The organism is Micromonospora sp. NPDC047521, from assembly GCF_055587305.1.
Window position 1 is genome coordinate 187,403 of the sequence record NZ_JBVJGN010000009.1, and the last position, 18,499, is coordinate 205,901.

At 72.4% G+C, this 18,499-nt stretch carries 20 protein-coding genes; 11 read left to right on the top strand and 9 right to left on the bottom strand.

Translation table 11 applies throughout. From position 1 onward, the window contains the following. The first annotated feature begins 113 nt into the window (after positions 1-113). From ACZ6N8_RS20795 to ACZ6N8_RS20805, 3 genes are all read left to right on the top strand, one after another. Entirely contained in the window at positions 114-1,163 is a 1,050-nt protein-coding gene (locus ACZ6N8_RS20795) for a fatty acid desaturase family protein (protein WP_466012014.1), read from the top strand. A gap of 139 nt (positions 1,164-1,302) precedes the next feature. Then, positions 1,303-1,596: a 4a-hydroxytetrahydrobiopterin dehydratase gene (locus ACZ6N8_RS20800; RefSeq protein WP_466012016.1), complete on the top strand. Its 294-nt coding sequence runs from the start codon at positions 1,303-1,305 to the stop codon at positions 1,594-1,596. Next, positions 1,593-2,747 (top strand): FHA domain-containing protein, encoded by a 1,155-nt coding sequence (locus ACZ6N8_RS20805; protein WP_466012018.1) that lies wholly within the window; start codon positions 1,593-1,595, stop codon positions 2,745-2,747. Before ACZ6N8_RS20800 ends, ACZ6N8_RS20805 begins: the two co-directional genes overlap by 4 nt. A gap of 50 nt (positions 2,748-2,797) precedes the next feature. On the opposite strand, the gene rocD is transcribed toward ACZ6N8_RS20805, so the two are convergent. The 5 genes from rocD to ACZ6N8_RS20830 form a co-directional block, all read right to left on the bottom strand. Further along, positions 2,798-4,012, bottom strand: coding sequence for an ornithine--oxo-acid transaminase (gene rocD / locus ACZ6N8_RS20810; RefSeq protein ID WP_466012178.1), 1,215 nt, complete (start codon positions 4,010-4,012; stop codon positions 2,798-2,800). Then, positions 4,012-4,827, bottom strand: coding sequence for a dimethylargininase (ddaH, locus tag ACZ6N8_RS20815; RefSeq protein WP_364374304.1), 816 nt, complete (start codon positions 4,825-4,827; stop codon positions 4,012-4,014). The genes rocD and ddaH overlap by 1 nt, the downstream gene beginning before the upstream one ends. 319 nt (positions 4,828-5,146) lie before the next feature. Continuing rightward, complete coding sequence (locus ACZ6N8_RS20820) at positions 5,147-5,971, bottom strand: thrombospondin (RefSeq protein WP_466012019.1); 825 nt, start codon at positions 5,969-5,971, stop codon at positions 5,147-5,149. Positions 5,972-6,111: 140 nt separating this feature from the next. Next, positions 6,112-6,345, bottom strand: a complete 234-nt coding sequence (locus tag ACZ6N8_RS20825) for a hypothetical protein (RefSeq protein WP_466012021.1) — start codon at positions 6,343-6,345, stop codon at positions 6,112-6,114. Further along, complete coding sequence (locus ACZ6N8_RS20830) at positions 6,342-6,512, bottom strand: hypothetical protein (protein ID WP_466012023.1); 171 nt, start codon at positions 6,510-6,512, stop codon at positions 6,342-6,344. Before ACZ6N8_RS20830 ends, ACZ6N8_RS20825 begins: the two co-directional genes overlap by 4 nt. A gap of 210 nt (positions 6,513-6,722) precedes the next feature. On the opposite strand from ACZ6N8_RS20830, the gene ACZ6N8_RS20835 reads away from it, so the two are divergent. From ACZ6N8_RS20835 to ACZ6N8_RS20845, 3 genes are all read left to right on the top strand, one after another. Then, on the top strand, positions 6,723-7,610 hold the full coding sequence (locus ACZ6N8_RS20835; RefSeq protein ID WP_466012025.1) for a helix-turn-helix domain-containing protein: 888 nt from the start codon (positions 6,723-6,725) through the stop codon (positions 7,608-7,610). Further along, on the top strand, positions 7,603-7,803 hold the full coding sequence (locus ACZ6N8_RS20840; RefSeq protein WP_354826237.1) for a DUF397 domain-containing protein: 201 nt from the start codon (positions 7,603-7,605) through the stop codon (positions 7,801-7,803). The genes ACZ6N8_RS20835 and ACZ6N8_RS20840 overlap by 8 nt, the downstream gene beginning before the upstream one ends. A gap of 69 nt (positions 7,804-7,872) precedes the next feature. Further along, positions 7,873-8,682: an Fpg/Nei family DNA glycosylase gene (locus ACZ6N8_RS20845; protein WP_466012027.1), complete on the top strand. Its 810-nt coding sequence runs from the start codon at positions 7,873-7,875 to the stop codon at positions 8,680-8,682. A gap of 4 nt (positions 8,683-8,686) precedes the next feature. Here ACZ6N8_RS20845 and ACZ6N8_RS20850 read toward each other — a convergent pair whose 3' ends face one another. Next, positions 8,687-9,553: an aminoglycoside phosphotransferase family protein gene (locus ACZ6N8_RS20850; protein WP_466012028.1), complete on the bottom strand. Its 867-nt coding sequence runs from the start codon at positions 9,551-9,553 to the stop codon at positions 8,687-8,689. A gap of 255 nt (positions 9,554-9,808) precedes the next feature. Between ACZ6N8_RS20850 and ACZ6N8_RS20855 the strand changes: the two genes are divergently transcribed. Beyond that, entirely contained in the window at positions 9,809-11,074 is a 1,266-nt protein-coding gene (locus ACZ6N8_RS20855) for an AGE family epimerase/isomerase (protein ID WP_466012030.1), read from the top strand. Beyond that, the gene (locus ACZ6N8_RS20860; RefSeq protein WP_466012032.1) at positions 11,071-12,024 is read left to right on the top strand and encodes a carbohydrate kinase family protein; all 954 of its coding nucleotides are present in this window, start codon (positions 11,071-11,073) and stop codon (positions 12,022-12,024) included. The genes ACZ6N8_RS20855 and ACZ6N8_RS20860 overlap by 4 nt, the downstream gene beginning before the upstream one ends. Positions 12,025-12,045: 21 nt before the next feature. Here ACZ6N8_RS20860 and ACZ6N8_RS20865 read toward each other — a convergent pair whose 3' ends face one another. The 3 genes from ACZ6N8_RS20865 to ACZ6N8_RS20875 all read right to left on the bottom strand — a co-directional run bounded on the left by ACZ6N8_RS20865 (position 12,046) and on the right by ACZ6N8_RS20875 (position 15,628). After that, positions 12,046-13,017, bottom strand: a complete 972-nt coding sequence (locus ACZ6N8_RS20865; protein WP_466012180.1) for a LacI family DNA-binding transcriptional regulator — start codon at positions 13,015-13,017, stop codon at positions 12,046-12,048. A gap of 71 nt (positions 13,018-13,088) precedes the next feature. Next, entirely contained in the window at positions 13,089-14,468 is a 1,380-nt protein-coding gene (locus tag ACZ6N8_RS20870) for an FAD-dependent oxidoreductase (protein ID WP_466012034.1), read from the bottom strand. A gap of 23 nt (positions 14,469-14,491) precedes the next feature. Further along, entirely contained in the window at positions 14,492-15,628 is a 1,137-nt protein-coding gene (locus ACZ6N8_RS20875; protein WP_364374029.1) for a carboxylate-amine ligase, read from the bottom strand. A gap of 229 nt (positions 15,629-15,857) precedes the next feature. Here ACZ6N8_RS20875 and ACZ6N8_RS20880 point away from each other — a divergent pair, with 229 nt between their 5' ends. The 3 genes from ACZ6N8_RS20880 to ACZ6N8_RS20890 all read left to right on the top strand — a co-directional run bounded on the left by ACZ6N8_RS20880 (position 15,858) and on the right by ACZ6N8_RS20890 (position 18,496). Then, entirely contained in the window at positions 15,858-16,151 is a 294-nt protein-coding gene (locus ACZ6N8_RS20880; RefSeq protein ID WP_466012036.1) for a DUF6412 domain-containing protein, read from the top strand. A 99-nt stretch (positions 16,152-16,250) separates the two neighbouring features. After that, positions 16,251-16,991: a membrane protein insertase YidC gene (gene yidC, locus ACZ6N8_RS20885; protein ID WP_466012037.1), complete on the top strand. Its 741-nt coding sequence runs from the start codon at positions 16,251-16,253 to the stop codon at positions 16,989-16,991. A gap of 86 nt (positions 16,992-17,077) precedes the next feature. Continuing rightward, a complete protein-coding gene (locus ACZ6N8_RS20890) occupies positions 17,078-18,496 on the top strand; it encodes a carbohydrate-binding protein (RefSeq protein WP_466012039.1) in 1,419 nt (472 codons plus the stop codon). Positions 18,497-18,499: the final 3 nt, after the last annotated feature.

Below are 18,499 nucleotides of genomic sequence, written 5' to 3' on the forward strand. Positions count from 1 at the left end.
CGCCCTACCCCCCATCCGGGGGTTGTCAGGGTTACTCTGCGCTACCGCTGCTGGGACACTTGGCAATAGGCCCGAACCACCCCGGTACGGGCCCAAGTGGAACGGGAGCAGCGATGGCGCTCGGAGCGGTGGCAGAACCGCCGGTACGACGGCGAGGAAGTGACTACGCACAGTTGTCCCGACGGATCAGCCAGGCGGGTCTGCTCGAGCGGCGCCCCGGCTGGTACGTCACCCGCATCGTGCTCACCCTCGGCGCCTTCGTGGCCGGTTGGGTAGGCGTGTTCCTGGTCGGCGACTCCTGGTGGCAGTTGGCGCTCGCGGCCGTGATGGCGGTGGCCACCACGCAGGTCGCGTTCCTCGGGCACGACGCCGGGCACCGGCAGATGTTCCGCCGGCGCGGCCCCAGCGAGCTGGTGGGGTTGTCGGCCGGCAATCTGGCGGTCGGGCTCAGCTACGGCTGGTGGGTCGACAAGCACAACAGGCACCACGCCAACCCGAACCACGAGGACGAGGACCCGGACGTCGGCGCGGGCGCCCTGGTGTGGACGCCCGAGCAGGCGATCCAGACCCGGGGGTTCGGTCGGTGGATGGCCCGGCGGCAGGCGTACTTCTTCTTCCCGATGCTGCTGCTTGAGGGTCTGAACCTGCACGTGGCGAGCATCCGGGCGATCTTCGGCCGGGAGAACGGCCGGTACACGACCCCGATGCGGCACCGGGCGGTCGAGGCGGCGCTGCTCGTCGCGCACACAGTCGGCTACGTGGCGTTGCTGCTGGCCGTCATGTCGCCGGTCAAGGCGCTGCTCTTCGCCGTCGTGCACCAGGCGTTGTGGGGTCTCTACATGGGCTGCGCGTTCGCGCCGAACCACAAGGGCATGCCGATGCCGACCGCCGAGGACGAGCTGGACTTCCTGCGTAAGCAGGTGCTGACCTCCCGCAACGTGCGGGGCAGCCGGCTGGTGGACACCGCGCTGGGCGGGCTCAACTACCAGATCGAGCACCACCTGTTCCCGAACATGCCCCGGGCCAACCTGCGCCGGGCGCAGCCCATCGTCCGTGCCTACTGCGTCGAGCAGGGCATCCCGTACGCGGAGACCGGGCTGGTCGAGTCGTACCGGCAGGCGCTCGGTCACCTGCACGAGGTGGGCCGGCCGCTGCGCGGCTGAGCGGACCGGCCGCGGCGCGGCCGATGCGAGACGTACCGGTGGGGCGGCATCTCCTGATGCCGCCCCACCGCCGTCCCGTCTCCCGTCGGCACCGGTGGCGCGTCCGGCCCGGTGCAGGCGTCACCGGTAGGGTCTGGTCATGGCAGACCTGCTCACCGCGGACGCGGTGCGAGAAGAGCTGGGCGGGTTGTCCGACTGGTCGGGTGACCCGACAGGCATCGGCCGTACGGTCCAGCTCGGCAGTTTCCCGGACGCCATCGCGGTGGTGGGCCGGGTGGCGACGGTGGCCGAGGACCTCGACCACCATCCCGACATCGACATCCGATGGCGGACCCTGACCTTCCGCTGCGTCACGCACTCGGCCGGCGGGGTCACCCACCGGGACATCGAGTTGGCCCGGCGGATCGACGACATCGTCCGGAGTGCGGCATGAGATTCGAGATCAGCAAGGTTCTGGACGCCATCGAGGGGCGGGTCTGCACGGATCCGTCGCTGGCCCGGGCGGTGCTCGACCTGGCCGAGGTGATCCGTTACCAGGACATCGACGGCGGCCGGCCGGCCAGCCTGCTGCGGCTCGGCATGGTCATCGACGCGCTCTCCCGCGAGCTGGAGGAGGACAGCGTCCAGGTGTACGCGGTCGTACACCGGGCGTTGCTCTCCGACGCGGACCTGACCTCGAACGAGCGGATGGTCGTTCGCCGTTGGGCCGACGACGGGCTCGTCGAGGTGCTCGACAACCCGGGTGACCGGATGCTGGAGGTGGCCGACCTGCTCGGGTTGCCGGTGCTCAGCCGGGTGCGATTCGACGGGCTGCGCGGGCGGTTCCCGTGGCTGGTCGAGCAGCCCGGCCGGGTGGTCGCTCCGGTGCCCGGCGCGGGTGGGCCGGTTTTCATCGCGCACGTCGGTGGCGGGCACGCCCCGGTCGCCGGCAAGCGTTCGCCGACCGGGATGAAGCTGCTGGCCCGGCAGTGGCGGTGCCCGGAGTCGGGCTGCGCGCTGTTCGGCGGTGGCGGTGGGGGCGGAGCGTTCGCCGACCTGGCCGGAGGGGCGGACCGCAGCCCGGCCGCGCAGCCGCCGCCCTCGCTGCGCAACGGCGTGCCGACCTGTCCCCGACATGGCGTACGCCTCGGCGACGGCGGGCCCCGGCCGCGTACGGAGGTGCTGGCGGTGCGCGTCGGCGGTCTGGTCCGGCGGCGGTTCGTGTTGAGCGAGGAGCAGCCGGTGGTGGCCGGCCGGGCACCCGAGCAGGAGGGCGGGATCATGCTCGGGCAGTGGCTCAACGACGAGGCCCGGCGGTGGATCAGCAGGGGTCACGTCCGTTTCGAGCTGCGGGTCGGCGAGGTCATCGTGACCGACGTGAGCACCAACGGCTCGGGCATCCGGCCGGCCGGTTCGATGGCCGAGGCGGACCGGATCCCCCTGGCGCCGCAGCAGTCCCGGGTGCTTGGCGAGAACGACATGGTGGAGCTGTACCCGGGTGTGCAGATCGGCCGCGCGGAGGAGCTGCCGACGGGCGCCCCGTTCACGCCCACCTCGGTGATGGCCGAAGCCCCGACGATGGCGATGCGCCTGCCCCGTCCCTGACGCGAAAAGGCGGGCGTCGGTGTCGACGCCCGCCTTTCGCGTGTTCCGGGTCAGCCGGCCAGCACCTCGGCGAGCTGGGCCACCGCCAGGTCGATCTCCTCCTCGGTGATGACCAGCGGAGGGGCGAGGCGGATCGTGGAGCCGTGGGTGTCCTTGGCGAGCACGCCGCGCGCGGCGAGCCGCTCGCACGCCTCCCGGCCGCTCATCAGCGCCGGGTCGATGTCCAGGCCGGCCCACAGGCCGCGGACGCGTACGGCGACGAGGCCCTTGCCGACCAGCCCTTCCAGGCCGGCGCGCAGGCGCTCGCCCAGCTCCGCCGAGCGGCGCTGGAACTCGCCTGTGGCCAGCAGCCGGACCACCTCGATCGCCACCGCGCAGGCCAGCGGGTTGCCGCCGAAGGTGGAGCCGTGCTGGCCGGGCTTGAGCACGCCGAGCACGTCGCTGTTCGCGGCCACCGCGGAGACCGGCACGATGCCGCCGCCCAGGGCCTTGCCCAGCAGGTACATGTCGGGCACGACGCCCTCGTGGTCACAGGCGAAGGTCGCGCCGGTACGCCCCAGACCGGACTGGATCTCGTCGGCGATGAACAGCACGTTCCGGTCGGTGCAGACCTGGCGTACGCCGGGCAGGTAGCCCTCCGGCGGCACCACCACGCCCTGCTCGCCCTGGATCGGCTCCAGCAGCACGGCGACTGTGTTCTCGTCGATCGCGGCGGCCAGCGCGTCCAGGTCGCCGTACGGCACGACTGTGAAGCCCGGGGTGTACGGCCCGAAGTCGGCGCGGGCGTCCTCGTCGGTGGAGAAGCTCACGATTGTCGTGGTCCGGCCGTGGAAGTTGCCTTCGGCGACCACGATGTTGGCCTGCCCGGCGGGCACACCCTTGACCTGGTAGCCCCACTTGCGGGCCACCTTGATCCCGGTCTCCACGGCCTCGGCGCCGGTGTTCATGGGCAGCACGAGGTCCTTGCCGCACAGCTCGGCCAGTTCCCGGCAGAAGTCGGCGAACTGGTCGTGGATGAACGCCCGGCTGGTGAGCGTCAGCCGGTCCAGTTGGGCGTGCGCGGCGGCGATCAGCTGCGGGTGCCGGTGGCCGAAGTTGAGCGCGGAGTAGCCGGCCAGGCAGTCCAGGTAGCGCCTGCCGTCCACGTCGGTGAGCCACGCACCCTCGGCGGACGAGATCACCACCGGCAGGGGGTGGTAGTTGTGCGCCGTCCAGCGCTCGGCGTCCCGGACCGCTCCCGGCGTACGCAGGATGTCATCCACGATCACTTGCTTGCCTTTCCCTGACGGAGTCGCAGCGTGCAGCACTTCGGTCCGCCGCCGGCCTTACGCAGCTCGGACAGGTCGACACCGATGGTTTCGTAGCCCCTGTCGCGCAGCTTGGCGGCGAGGTCGGTGGCCTGCGCGGGCAGCACCACGTGCCGGCCGTCGCTCACCGCGTTGAGGCCCAGCACCTCCGCGTCGGCCATTGTGGCGTGCACGGCGTCGGGGAAGAGCCGACGCAGCACTGCCTGGCTGCCGGGGGAGAACGCCTCCGGCAGGTACGCCACGGTCCGCTCGTCGAGGACTGTCAGCGCGGTGTCCAGGTGGTAGAAGCGCGGGTCGACCAGCTGCATGGTGACCACCGGGTAGCCGAAGACTTCCTGCAACTGGGCGTGTGAGGCGTGCGCGGTGCGGAAGCCGGTGCCGGCCAGCAGGTGGTCGCCGGCGAGCAGGACGTCGCCCTCACCCTCGTTGACGTGCTTCGGGTCGTACATCTCGAAGCCGGCGGCCTCGAACCAGGCCCGGTAGGCGGGCGCCTCGTCGGCGCGCTGCGGGTCGCGGAACTGCACGGCCATCGCCTTGCCGTCGATCACGGTGCCGCCGTTCGCGGCGAAGACCATGTCGGGCAGGCCGGGCACCGGAGCGATCTCCTCGACGGTGTGGCCAAGGTCGCGGTACGTCTGGCGCAGCTGCTCCCACTGCCGGACGGCCAGCGCGGCGTCGACCGGCGCGCTCGGGTCCATCCAGGGGTTGATGGCGTAGTCGACGGCGAAGTACGTCGGCCGGCACATCAACAGGCGCTGGCTGGTGGCGTCCATCGTCATTGGTCCTGCTCCCAGGGGTCGGGCGCGCCCGGCCACCGTGGCCCACGGGCTGGCGCCGTTGCTCAACGTTATGCGGCGTCAGCGGCAGGATCCACCACCGAGAGTTGCGCAGACCGAATATTCGTTGCGTCTGAGCGACCGCCGGGAGCGATTCGTTGTGTCGGGCGCGTGGCGTACCCCGGAAACACTTCAGGGGCGGCGAACCGCCGCCCCTGAAAGGGTGTCGCCCGGCCGGTGAACCACCGGGTGTTCGGGCTGCCGGCGAACCGCCGGCTTTTCGCCGGCGCATCACCGGCGAGCGGAACAGTGCCCGCTAGAAACGATCGACAAACTGTGAATCAAGCCACTCGCGGAAGCGCTGCACCCAGTCGCCGTCGGTGGTCGGCCAGTCGAACTGGCCGGTCATCGCCAGCACGCCGAGCACCACCGCGGCGAGGCCGATCAGCACGCCGAACAGCGCGTCGGTCTTGCCGGCGATGTGCCGGCGGCGGGTGGCCATGAGGCCGAACACCGAGAGCACCGCGCCGAACGCGCCGAGCCCGATGCCGTAGCCGGCCAGGGTGCCGGTCAGCACGAACAGCGCGCCGGCGACAGCGACGATCAGGCCGAGGGTGGCGAGCAGGCTGGCCCGCGGCTTCGGGCCGCGCGTCACCTGCGGCTCCGGCGCGGTCCGGTCCGGGGTGGGGTCGACCGGACGGTCGGTGGTGACCCGGCCAGTCGTGTCGGCGGGCCGGGTGGCGCGGTCCGTCGTGTCGGTCGGGGTCACCCGGTCCCGGTCGAGGTCCACGTCCCGGTCGGCGGTGCGATCACGGGTCGGGGTCGCCGTGGTCACGGCTCGGGCGTCGCCGTCCGCCGGTCGGGCGGTGGCGGCGCGGGCCACCGCCGCGCGCTCGGCGGCCCGTCGCTCGGCCTCGCTGGCCTGGTCGCCGGTCGCCGTGGTGCTGCGGTACGTCGTCTGGTCGGCGTCCCGGTCGGTCACCACCGGGCCCGCGGTCTCGTCGTCCGTCCGGCTGCCGGTGAGCGTCGTGTCGTTCCGGTCGGTGACCGGGGCGTCGCGGCCGTCCACGCGGCCGTCGAGGTTCTCGTCCCGCGTCGGTGCCGGCTCGGACCGGCGGGACAGCGAAGGAATCCTGACCACTACACACCTCCTGATGAATGCGTGGTGGCCGTCGGAGAGGGTGGCATCCACGCGGTACCGCCCCGAAGTACCCCGTTGGGCGTTTCCTGACACCAGGACGGGGTACGCCTGTCGGTGCGGTGGGGTGACGACGGGGTCGATCACGGGCCGATGCCGCCGAGTACCTCCAACCCGGCCCGCTGCACGTACACCTCCCGCTTGTCGACGGCCAGGCCCTTGTCGTCGAGGACGTAGCCGACCAGCCAGACCCATCCGTGGTACGTCGGGCGCGGGTCCACACTCACCAGTCGCAGGCGCAGCGCCCGGTCGCCGGCGAACTGCACCGAGCAGGCCTCGCCGATCAGGAGCAGGTCGCCGGGCCTCAGTTCGGTCACGTCGGCCAGTGCCCGCGGCTGATCGGGATGCGGTGGCGGGCCCGGCAGGGCAGTTCCGCGCCGCAGCGGCACATCCTGCGCCACCGCGTCCAACTCCAGACCGGTCGGTGCCGGCGGGCGAGGGTCAGTGCGGTGACCAGAAGATATTCGTTGTACGACACTCGCATTGCGGTGTCCTTCCCGAAGAACAGGGTGACCGGCAATTCCCGACCTCATTCATGAGGGGGCCGATACGTGGCAAGCCTGTGCCATGTTGGCCCCTTGCGCAACGCGCCCCACCACCCCTAGCCTCAATTCGAATTGACGCACGAGGAATGGAATAGAAATGCGTGCGGGGCGTAACGTTCGATGTTGCACGAGGAACGCGGTGATGTTGCATGACGGATGAAACAGGCGGGTCCACGGTCCCTCGACGGCAGCTTGGCCGGCTGCTCACCCAGCTCCGCGAGGATGCTGCGGTGACACTCGACGCCGCGGCCGAGGCGCTTGACTGCTCACGGCAGAAGGTGTGGCGCATCGAGAAGGGGCTGGTCCCGGTGCGCGTGGTGGACGCCCGCGCGATGTGTGCCCTCTACCGGGTGTCCGACGATATGAAGGACATCGTCGCCGCGCTCGCGAAGGAGTCTCGCGCGACGGGTTGGTGGCATTCGTACGGCGATGTCGTTCCGTCGTGGTTCTCGCTGTACGTCGGTCTGGAATCGTCCGCTTCAACGCTGCGACAATACGACGCGGAACTGATTCCCGGTCTCCTGCAGACCCGCGAGTACGCGGGCGAACTCTTCCGCCGGAAGAACCCGACCATGACGTCTGCGGATCGGGAGAAGCTGGTCGAGGTCCGGCTGCAACGCCAGGGGATCCTCGTGCGCCGCCTGCCCAGCGCGCCCACGTTGCGGGTCGTCCTGAGCGAAGCCGTGCTGCGCCGCACGATCCCTGACCGCCGGGCGATGGTGGGGCAGTTGCGGCACCTGCTCGACGTGGCGACGCTGCCGAACGTGAGCCTGCGGGTGCTCCCGCTCGCCGCCGGTCCACCCCTGGCCAGCGAGACCGGCACGTTCGTCCTGCTGGGTTTCCCGCAGGCGTTCGGCCGGGCGTCGACCGAGCCGACCACCGCCTACCTGGAGAACATCACCGGAGCGCTCTACCTGGACAAGCCGGCCGAGGTGACCGCCTACGAACATGTCTGGTCGGATCTGGAGGCACTCGCGTCGGGTGAGGCAGAATCAGAAAAAATGATCACTTCGATCATCGAGGAGCATCATGACTGACCTTGCCGGTGCCAGTTGGCGCAAGAGCACCCGCAGCGGCGGCAGCGGCGGCAACTGCGTCGAGGTGGCCGACAACCTGCCAGGCGTCGTGGGCGTCCGGGACAGCAAGGACCCGGCCGGCCCCGCGCTGACCTTCGCCCCGCCCGCCTGGGCCGCGTTCGTGGCCGTCGTCAAGGGGCAGCGCCAGGGCTGACGCGACGCGCGGGCACCCAGCGGCACGGCTCACCCGGCCCCACCGGGCGCTGCTGACTATCCTTGCCCCGTGCCAGAGGGACACACGATCCACCGCCTGGCGGCCCGGCACGCCGAGCTGTTCGCCGGGGACAAGGTGCACGCCAGCAGCCCGCAGGGCCGCTTCGCCGAGGGCGCCGCCCGGCTCTCCGGCAGCGTCCTGGAGGGCACCGAGGCGTACGGCAAACACCTCCTGCACCACTACGCCGCGGATCTGACCCTGCACGTGCACCTCGGGCTGTACGGCAAGGTCACCGACGGGTCGGGCGAGCCACCGGACCCGGTCGGCCAGATCCGGCTCCGGCTGGCCAGCGACCGCAACTGGCTGGACCTGCGCGGCCCCACGGCCTGCGAACTGCTCACCCCACCCGAGGTGGCCGCACTGCGGGACCGCCTCGGGCCGGACCCGCTGCGCGCCGACGCCGACCCGCAGCGGGCGTACGCCCGGATCTCCCGCAGCCCCACGCCCCTGGCTGCTCTCCTGCTGGACCAGTCGGTGGTGGCCGGCACCGGTCTGATCTTCGTGACCGAGGCGCTGTTCCGGGCCGGGCTGCCGCCGACGATGCCCGGCCGACAGCTGACCCGCGACGGCTGGGACGCGCTCTGGGCCGACCTCGTCGGGCTGATGCGGCTCGCGGCCGAGCGCGGTCGGATCGACACCGTGCGCGACGCGCACCTGCCCGAGGTGATGGGCCGCCCGGCCCGCGTGGACCGGCACGGCGGCGAGGTGTACGTCTACCGCCGCCCCGGCGCGCCCTGCCACGTCTGTGGCACCGAGGTCAGCCGTGGCGAGCTGGCCGGCCGCAACCTCTACTGGTGCCGTACCTGCCAGGCCGGCTGAGCTGTCAGTCCTCGTCGAGCAGCCAGCGGACCACCTCGACCTGGTGCGCGAACACGACCTCACCGGCGATGCTCCAGGCCAGCGTGTGGCCGATCGTCCAACCGCGTACCCGCTCCCGGTCCAGCCCCAGGTCGGCGCTCAGCCGGTCGAGCCGGTGCCGGACGGCTGCCGGCGAGTGGCCCAGCTCCGCACCGCGCACCATCGGCACGACCGAGAACTCCCGCTCGCCGGTAAGTGGCTTCGGGTCGATCGCCAGCCACGGTTCCCGGTCGGCGGCGAGCACGTTGCCGGCATGCAGGTCCTGGTTGACCAGCACCTGCTCGCCCTGACTCGACGCGAGGCCGGCCAGCAGGGCGCTCGCGACGTCGAGCAGCCGCCGTTCGTACGGTCGACCGGCCCGCTCCCAGGCCCGGGGCATCCGGTCGATCCAGCCGGCGGCCTCCTCGGCCAACGGGGTGAACGGCCCGCCGGCCGGTCGCCAGAGCCGGGGCAGCAGCCCGGTCACCGCGTCCAGCGCCCGGTCCATCGGCAGCTCGTGCAGGGCGGTGCCGGGTTGGCAGCGTTCCACCAGCAGGACGCGGCGTTCCCTGTCGTGCGCGAGCAGGCGGATCGCCCCGTCGCCGTCCCAGAGGGCCAGCGCGTCGGCCTCGTACCGGCTGTCCTCGTCCGGGTACTGGAGCTTGAGCACCGCCGCCGTGCCGTCGGGCAGGTCCGCGGGTAGTGCCAGGGATGCGTAGGCGTACCGGAATGGCGGGCCGAGTCGCAGCGACCACCGCTCGGTGCACTCCGCCAGCCACCTCGGGAGCACGGCCAGCCAGTCCCGGCCGGCCGGTGACGCACGTACCCAGTCGAGACCCTTGGGTAGATCCATCCGGCCATCCTGGGGCATCCATCGCGTCGGCGGGGCGCGCGGCAGCGGCACGGTGTGACGCGAGCGGAGTTGACAGTGACCCGACCGCCGGAGCAGGGTTGATCAGTGACAACGATGTCAAAGGACATAACGCATGAATTAGTGCCGGGCGGGCCAACCTGGGTCCGCCTTTGCGTTCACAATGTCCCGGCGCGGACATGATCCGCACCGACCCCGACCGTATGTCCGTTCCCTACCCGACGGTGACCAGCTGAGATGACCGACGTGCCCCGACCCGACGCCGACACGACCCCCGCTCCCGCCGGGTCACCCGATCTGCCCGATCTGGACGACTTCCTCGCCGACCAGACCCGCACGCTGCTCGACACGGCCCGCCGCTCGGTGCGGCCCGAGGGCGGCTTCTGGTGGCTGGCCGACGACCGCACCCCGGATCGCGGCGAACCGGTCTTCACCTGGATCACCTGCCGGATGACCCACGTGGCCGCCCTCGCCCACCGCAATGGTGACCCGGACGCCGCGGCCCTCGTCGACCACGGGATCGCCGCGCTCACCACGCTGCTGCGCGACGAGCGGTACGGCGGCTGGTTCAGTGCCGTGGACCAGCAGGGCACGCCCGTCGACGACCACAAGGCCGGCTACGACCACGCGTTCGTCCTACTCGCCGCGTCGAGTGCCACGCGCGCCGGACGACCCGGCGCGGACCGGTTGCTCGCCGACGCGCAGGCCGTGGTGCGGGACCGGTTCTGGGACGCCGCCACCGGCTCGGTCCGCGAGTCGTGGAACAGGGACTGGACGGTCACCGAGGACTACCGCGGCGCCAACAGCAGCATGCACATGGTCGAGGCGTTCATCGCCGCTGCCGCCGCCACCGGCGACGCGAGCTGGACCGACCGCGCCCTGCGCATCGCCGACCACCTCGTGCACGGCGAAGCCGCCCGGCACGACTGGCGGCTACCCGAGCACTACACCGCCGACTGGACGCCGCTGCCCGACTACAACCGGGACCAGCCCGCCGACCAGTTCCGGCCGTACGGCTCCACCATCGGCCACTGGCTCGAATGGGCTCGACTGCTGCTCGACCTGGAGGCGGTTCTGCCGCAGCCACCCCGTTGGCTGCTGGACGACGCCCGTGCGCTGTTCGCCGCCTCGGTGCGGCGCGGCTGGGCGGTCGACGGCGCCGACGGCTTCGTCTACACGATCGACTGGGACGACCGGCCGGTGGTACGCGCCCGGATGCACTGGGTGCTCGCCGAGGCCGTCGGCGCGGCGGTCACCCTGCATCGACGCACCGGCGACGAGGTCTACGCCGACTGGTACCGGGTCTTCTGGGCGTACGCCCGCCAGCACCTCGTCGACGGCACCGGGTGGCGGCACGAGCTGGACCCGGGGAACCGTCCCGCCGACACCGTCTGGCACGGCCGACCGGACGTCTACCACGCGTACCAGGCGGTGCTGCTGTCCCGCTCGGCCCACGGCCTCGGCGGCCCCGGCCCGCTCGCCCCGGGCGAGGTGGCCGCGTGATCGTGGTAGCGGGGGAGGCGCTCATCGACCTGGTGGTCACCGCCGAGGGGGAGCGGGCCGTGCCCGGCGGCTCCCCGGCGAACGTGGCGGTCACCCTGGCCCGGCTCGACGAACCGGTACGGCTGCTGGCCCGGATCGGCACCGACGGGTACGGCCGGCAGCTCACCGAGTACCTGGGCGCCAACCGGGTCGACCTGGGGTGGGCGGTCCGCGCCGAGGAGCCCACCTCGGTGGCGGTGGCCACCCTGGACGCCACCGGCCAGGCCAGCTACGAGTTCCGGCTGGCCGGAACGGCGGACTGGCAGTGGACGCCACGCGAGCTGCCCGAGCTGGCCGGATCACCGGCGACCGCCTTCCACACCGGGTCGCTCGCGCTCGCGCTGGCCCCCGGCGCGCAGGTGCTGGAGGACCTGCTCGCCAGCGAACACAGTCGGGACGGGCTGACCCTCTCCATCGACCTCAACCTGCGTCCGAGCATCGTCACGGACCGGGCGGCCGAGCAGGAGAGGGTACGGCGGCAGGTACGCCTCGCGCACGTCGTCAAGGCCAGCGACGAGGATCTGGCCTGGCTCCATCCGGACCGGACGCTCGCCGACGTGATGACCGAGTGGCGCGCGGCCGGGGTGTCCTGCGCGGTGGTGACCCGGGGTGGGGACGGCGTCGTCCTGCTCGCCCCGGACGGGTCGCTGCACGAGCAGCCGGCGGTGCGCACCACCGTGGTCGACACCGTCGGCGCCGGCGACTCGTTCACCGGCGGTCTGCTGGCCGCGCTGGCCGACCTCGACGCGCTCGGTGACCGTCCGGCCGAGCGGCTGGCCGCGGTGAGCGCCCAGCAGTGGGCGGAGGTGCTGCGGCGGGCCGCCACGGTGGCCGCGTTGACCTGCGCACGCCGAGGTGCCGACCCACCCCGCCGCGCCGAGGTGGAGGCCCTCCTGACCCCCGCCGGCTGAGCCGACCGGGGGCCGGCGGGGTCAGGAGAGGCCTCGGGGAAGGAGCTGGGTGGGGAGGACAGTGGTTGACGGAGGGCTGTCGTCGTCGCCGGCGATCCGCTGGAAGAGGCGTTCGGTGGCGACCCTCGCCAGCTCACGGGTGTCGTAGGCGACGACGGTCAGCGGCCGGGGCATCAGGTGGGCCAGCTCGAAGTCGTCGAAGCCGACAAGCGCGGCGTCACTGCCCCGCCGGTGCAGCTCCTGGAGCGCGCCGACCGTGAGCCGGTTGTTGGCGCAGAAGAACGCGGTCGGCGGCTCCGGAAGGTCGAGCAGCTCGGCGACCGCCCGGCCCGCCTCCTCCGGCGCGATGAGGCGCTCCCGGACCAGCGACTCGTCCGGTTCCACACCGACGGCAGCCAGCGCGGCCCGCGCACCGACCAGCCGCTCGCGCATCGTGGACACGCTCGGCGCGCCGAGCAGGAGGCCCACCCGGCGGTGCCCCTCGGCCAGCAGCGCGCCGACCCCGGCCTGGCTGCCACCCCGGTTGTCCAGCAGGACGGCGTCCGCCTGCAATCCCTGCGGCGGCCGGTCCAGGAACACCACAGGCATGCCCAGCTCGACCTCCCGGCGCAGGAACGAGTGGTCGGGGCCGGCCGGCACCACGAGCAGCCCGTCGACCCGGCGCTGGGTGAAGTCCTGGAGCAGGGCGCGTTCCCGCTCCGGGTCCTCCTCCGACGAGGCGGTGATCAACATCGTGCCGTGCGCGGCGGCGATCTCGGCGGCCACACTGGCGATGGTGGCGTAGAACGGGTTGGCGATCTCCTCGATGAGCAGCCCCACCGTGGCGTTGAGCTGCCGCGAGCGCAGGTTGCGGGCGATGTCGTTACGCCGGAAGCCCAGTTCGGCGATGGCGGCGAGGACCCGACCCACCAGTTCCTGCCCCACCGGTTCGTCGTTTACCACCCGGGACACCGTCTTCAGGCTGACCCCGGCATGCCGGGCCACGTCGACCATCGTCGGGCGGCGGCGTGCGGCCGGCCGGGTGGGGGTCTGCGTCACGGGGTGGTCCTCCACGGAGGCGCGGGTCAGCGGTCGAGGGCGGCGAGCGCGTCGACCGCCTTTCGGGCAGCGATGAGCACCGGATCCCACACCGGCGCGTACGGCGGAGCGTAGCCCAGGTCGAGCGCCGTCATGTCGTCCACCGTCATGCCGTTCCACAGCGCCACTGCCAGCGTGTCGATCCGCTTGGCCGCCTCGGACCAGCCGACGATCTGCGCGCCGAGCAGCCGGCCGCTGGGCCGTTCGGCGATCAACTTGACGGTCATCGGTCGGGCGCCGGGGTAGTAGCCGGCCCGGTTGGTCGACTCGGCGATCACCGAGACGAAGTCGAAACCGGCAGCCGATGCCTCGCGCTCGCGCAGGCCCGTCCGGCCCACCTCCAGGTCGCAGACCTTCGTCACAGCCGTGCCGATCACCCCGGCGAAGGTGGCGTACCCGCCACCGATGTTGATCCCGGCGACCCGGCCCTGCTTGTTGGCGTGCGTGCCGAGCGGCACGTGCACAGGCAGTCCGCTGACCCGGTGCAGCGTCTCCACGCAGTCACCGGCCGCCCAGACGCCCGGCACCTCGGCCACCCGCATCCGGCGGTCCACCCGGATCGCGCCGGTCGGGCCGATCGGCAGTCCGGCCGCCTCGGCGAGCGCGGCGTTGGGGCGTACGCCGAGGCCCAGGACCACGACGTCGGCCGGAATCGGCCCCTCGGCCGTGACCACGGCGGACACCCGGCCGTCCCGCTGCTCCAGGCCGGTCACCGGCAGGCCGGTGCGGATCGTGATGCCGAGGCCCCGCATGGCCTCGGCGACCAGCTCGCCCATGTCGGCGTCCACCGTCGACATCGGTTGGTCGCCCGCCTCGACCAGGGTCACCGAGAGACCACGTTGGATCATGGCCTCGGCTATCTCGACGCCGATGTAGCCGCCACCGACCACCACGGCCCGGCGTGGCTGCGGCTCGGCGTCCAGCCAGAGGCGCAGGGCGGCCCCGTCGTCGAGGGTCTGCATGCCGAACACGCCGTCCGCGTCGGTGTCCGCCCACGGCGGCTTCACCGGCTCCGCGCCGGTCGCGTACATCAGGTCGTCGAAACGCTCGCGGACCTCGCCGCCGCCCTCCAGGTCCCGGGCCACGACCTCGCGGCGCTCCAGGTCGATTGTCGTGACCTCGTGGCGCATCCGCACGTCCATGGCGTACGTGGTGCGGAAGGTCTCCGGATCCCGGGCGATCAACGCGTCCGGGCCGGGCACCAGGCCGCTGATCCAGTAGGGGATGCCGCACGCCGAGTAGGAGGTGAAGTGACCGCGCTCGAAGACCACGATCTCCAGGTCGTCGCGGCCACGGCGGCGGCGGGCCTGGGACGCCGCGGACATGCCGGCGGCGTCCCCACCGATGACGATCAGCCGTTGGGCCACGGGATCATCCTGTCACGAGGTGTTCAGCCACGGGTCTGTCGTGCGACGTCCTGCACCACGTCGGTGAGCTTCCCGGTGCGGGCGAACACCGCACGCTGGCGGGCCGCGCCGGTGCCGTGGCGGCGCAGTCCACCCAGCAGGTCGGTCACCTCAGCCCAGTCGCCGTGCTGCTCCAGCGCCGGCCGCATCCGCTGCACGAACTCGTCCAGCAGCTCCCAGGCCGGGCGGAGCTCCCCGGTGGTCACGTCGACACCCTCGCCCTCCAGGCCGTCGTGCGCGGCCCGCCAGTGCGCGCCGACCAGCAGGTGGTGGTCGGTCCGCAGCGCCTGGCGGCCGGCCTCGACGTCCGACATGGCGGTGGCCACCAGGGCCCGCACCAGCGCGGCGACCAGCACCGCGTCGTCCACCGACGGGCAGACGTCGCCGATCCGCAGCTCCACGGTCGGGTACTTCGCCGACAGCCGGGCGTACCAGTAGAGCATCCCCTCGTCGAGCATCACCCCGCTGGAGATCAACTGACGGATCAGCCGCTGGTAGTGCTCGTACGACTCCAGCCAGGGCGTCGGCGCCACCGACGGCCAGCGCTCCCACTCCACCGAACGCCAACTGGCGTAGCCGGTGTCCTCACCCCTGGAGAACGGGGAGTTGGTGGTGACGGCGTGCAACAGCGGCAGCCACGGCCGTACGTGGTTGAGCACCTGCACACCGGTGTCCGGGTCCGGGACGCCCACGTGCACGTGCATGCCGTTGTTGCCGGGGCCGGGGACGAGCAGCCGGAACCGTTCGATCATCCGGTCGAAGCGGGGCTTGTCCACCACCGGCGGAACCGGACCGTCCACCGGACCGGTGCCGATGGCCAGCAGTCGTACGCCGGCCCGCTCGGCGGCGTCGGCGAGCGCGCCGCGCAGCACGCCGAGGGAGTGCCGGATCGAGGAGAGTTCCAGGCCGGGCGGACTCCCGATCTCGATCTGGCTGGTCTGGAACTCGCGCTCCACCTGCCCGCGCAGTTCCGCCGGCACCTGCTCCAGTACCAGGTCGACGGCGGGGACCGCGGCTCCGGTGTGCGGGTCGACGAGAAGGAACTCCTCCTCGACACCCACGGTGAGCAACTCGGCCCCCGCAGTCGTTCCGCTTGGCGCCTCCGTCACCTGGCCCGTCATCGCGACACCACCGTCCGTTCCTGCCGTCCACGGTCCGTCCGCGTCGGTCGGGTGTTCGGTTACCCAACGTGGCGATGCCTGGAAACGTGATGGCGGCGCGTCGCGCGTCGTTTCTCCCGGGTCGGTGTCGCCGGCCGGCACACCGTCGCCGGGCGGCGTCGCGCCCGCGGTGCCGGGCAGGGCCCGCGATTCGGTCAGGTGGCGTGACATCGGGTCCTATGCTCAGCCTGTGCCGGTACCGCTGGGGTTCTTCTGGGTCGCGTGGATGACCGCGTTCGCCCAGCTCACCCTGCTCGCGGAACGCCCGACCGACCTGCTGGCGGGCGCCGCGCTTACCGCCCTGGTGCTGCTCACCACGCTGCTCGCGGCGCGGGTGCCGGGCCGTTCGGGGGCGGTGGGCGTCGCGCGTCGCTGGGCCGGGCTGCGGGCCCGCTCCCGGGGGCGTCGGATGCCCCGTCAGATCGACCCGGACGCCGCCGGACGGCCCCGGCCCCGCGCACCCGGGTTCCCCTCGGTCGCGTAGCGCGTCGCGCCGCGCGGCCGATCCCGCCGTCACCGGTCCTTTCGCCCGGCGGACGCCGCCGGGGAAGGACCCCACCGGAATCGGACCGAGGGGTTTCCCATGCTCGCCTTCGCACCACTGCACGACACTGTCGCCGCCGCCGGCGCGGCGCTGTCCTGGCTCACCGATCTGCTCGAACCGCTGGCCGGCGGCATGGCCACCGCCGCCGCCATCGTGTTGTTCACGGTCGCCGTGCGGCTGCTGATCTCACCGTTGACAGTCGCGCAGGTCCGTGGGGAGCGGCGTCGCGCGGCGCTCGCCCCGCAGGTGCGCGAGCTCCAGCGGCGGTACGCCGACGACTCGGCGACGCTTCAGCGGGAGGTGTTCACGCTGTACCGCTCGGCGGGCGCCAACCCGATCGCCGGGTGCCTGCCGTTGCTGCTCCAACTGCCGTTCCTGCTGGTGCTGTACCGGCTGTTCAGCACCAGCGAGGGCGGCACGGGGCTGCTGGACGAGCGGCTGGCCGGTGTGCCGCTGGGCCACCATGTCAGCGACGGGTTGACAGGTGCGGCCGGTCCGCTCTTCGCCGTTCTGCTGGTCCTGCTGCTGGTGTTGGCCTGGTGGTCGTCGCGCCGTGCGCGTCGGGCGTCGGCGGCGGTCGGCACGGTGGCCGGTACGCCCACCGAGGGGCCGGGCGCCGCCACGCTCGGCCGGCTGCTGCCGCTGTTGCCGTTCACGACCGTGCTTGTGGCGCTGGTGCTGCCGCTCGCGGCGGTGATCTACCTGGTGGCCACGACCGCGTGGTCGGCGTTGGAGCAGGTGGTGCTCCGTCGGCCGCAGGCGGTTCCGGCAAGCACCTGACAGATCGACGTTGACAACTGTCCCAGCGGGACGTACAACCACTGAGAGAGCGCTCTCTCGACCGTCCCCCGCAGAGAGGCACGTCCATGTCCCCACCTTCGGCGGCCCCCACCGCCCCACCCGTCCGACGCCGCCTGCTGGCGTCCGCCCTGCTCGTCGCCACCACCACGGCCCTGGCCGGCGTCGCCGTGACCGCGCAGGCCGCCGTTCCGCCTCCCCCCACCGGCTGGAGCACCGTCTGGAGCGACGACTTCACAGGCGCGGCCGGCACCCTGCCGTCGGCCGCGAACTGGATCATCGACACCGGGCACAACTACCCCGGCGGCCCCGCGAACTGGGGCACCGGCGAAATCCAGACCTACACCGCCAGCACCGCCAACGTCAGCCACGACGGCGGCGGCAACCTGCGGATCACGCCACTGCGCGACGGTGGAGGCGGCTGGACCTCCGCCCGCATCGAGACCGTGCGCAGTGACTTCAAGGCCCCGGCCGGCGGTGTGCTCGCGATCGAGGGCCGCATCCAGATGCCGAACGTCACGGGTGCCGCGGCGGCGGGCTACTGGCCCGCCTTCTGGGCGCTCGGCGCGCCCTACCGCGGCAACTACCAGAACTGGCCGGGCATCGGCGAGTTCGACGTGATGGAGAACGTCAACGGCATCAACTCGGTGTGGGGGGTGCTGCACTGCGGCGTCGCTCCCGGCGGACCCTGCGACGAGTTCAACGGCATCGGCGCGTCGCGGGCCTGCCCGGGCGCGAGCTGCCAGTCCGCGTTCCACACCTACCGGTTCGAGTGGGACGCCTCCACCAGCCCGCAGCAACTGCGCTGGTACGTCGACGGGCAGCTCTTCCACACAGTCACCCAGAGTCGCGTCGGTGAGCCGGCCTGGTCGCAGATGACCTCGCACGCGGGCTACTTCCTGCTGCTCAACGTGGCGATGGGCGGAGCGTTCCCGAACGGCGTGGCCGGCAGCGGCACGCCCACCGCGGCGACCGTCCCGGGTCGACCGATGCTCGTCGACTACGTGGCGGTGTACCGCCGGGGTGGCGGAACCACCCCGCCCACCACTCCGCCGCCCACCACGCCGCCGCCCGGTGGCACGAGGGACGCGTACGGGCAGATCGAGGCCGAGGCGTTCAGCGCCCAGAACGGTGTGATCGTCGAGGCGTGTGCCGAGGGCGGGCAGAACCTCGGCGCGCTGCGCAACGGGGACTGGGTGCGGTACGACAACGTCGAGTTCGGCTCCACCGGGCCCCGGGACTTCGTGGCGCGTGTCGCCTCCGGGGCGGGCAGCGGGGTGAGCGGCCTGGTCGAGGTACGGGTGGACAGCCCGACGGCGGCGCCCATCGGCAGCTTCGCGATCGGCAACACCGGTGGCTGGCAGAGCTGGCGCTCGGTGCCCGGGAACGTCGGGGCGGTGACCGGGCGGCACGCGGTCTACCTCACCTTCACCAGCGGTCAACCGAACGACTTCGTCAACGTCAACTGGTTCACGTTCCGCCGCTGAGGC

Bases quoted from the DNA above. Each gene is read 5' to 3' on its own strand.
- ACZ6N8_RS20795 (WP_466012014.1), top strand. From the start codon at position 114: ATGGCGCTCGGAGCGGTGGCAGAACCGCCGGTACGACGGCGAGGAAGT.
- ACZ6N8_RS20800 (WP_466012016.1), top strand. From the start codon at position 1,303: ATGGCAGACCTGCTCACCGCGGACGCGGTGCGAGAAGAGCTGGGCGGG.
- ACZ6N8_RS20805 (WP_466012018.1), top strand. From the start codon at position 1,593: ATGAGATTCGAGATCAGCAAGGTTCTGGACGCCATCGAGGGGCGGGTC.
- ddaH (WP_364374304.1), bottom strand. From the start codon at position 4,827: ATGGACGCCACCAGCCAGCGCCTGTTGATGTGCCGGCCGACGTACTTC.
- ACZ6N8_RS20830 (WP_466012023.1), bottom strand. From the start codon at position 6,512: ATGCGAGTGTCGTACAACGAATATCTTCTGGTCACCGCACTGACCCTC.
- ACZ6N8_RS20835 (WP_466012025.1), top strand. From the start codon at position 6,723: ATGACGGATGAAACAGGCGGGTCCACGGTCCCTCGACGGCAGCTTGGC.
- ACZ6N8_RS20840 (WP_354826237.1), top strand. From the start codon at position 7,603: ATGACTGACCTTGCCGGTGCCAGTTGGCGCAAGAGCACCCGCAGCGGC.
- ACZ6N8_RS20850 (WP_466012028.1), bottom strand. From the start codon at position 9,553: ATGGATCTACCCAAGGGTCTCGACTGGGTACGTGCGTCACCGGCCGGC.
- ACZ6N8_RS20855 (WP_466012030.1), top strand. From the start codon at position 9,809: ATGACCGACGTGCCCCGACCCGACGCCGACACGACCCCCGCTCCCGCC.
- ACZ6N8_RS20865 (WP_466012180.1), bottom strand. From the start codon at position 13,017: ATGGTCGACGTGGCCCGGCATGCCGGGGTCAGCCTGAAGACGGTGTCC.
- ACZ6N8_RS20875 (WP_364374029.1), bottom strand. From the start codon at position 15,628: ATGACGGGCCAGGTGACGGAGGCGCCAAGCGGAACGACTGCGGGGGCC.
- yidC (WP_466012037.1), top strand. From the start codon at position 16,251: ATGCTCGCCTTCGCACCACTGCACGACACTGTCGCCGCCGCCGGCGCG.
- ACZ6N8_RS20890 (WP_466012039.1), top strand. From the start codon at position 17,078: ATGTCCCCACCTTCGGCGGCCCCCACCGCCCCACCCGTCCGACGCCGC.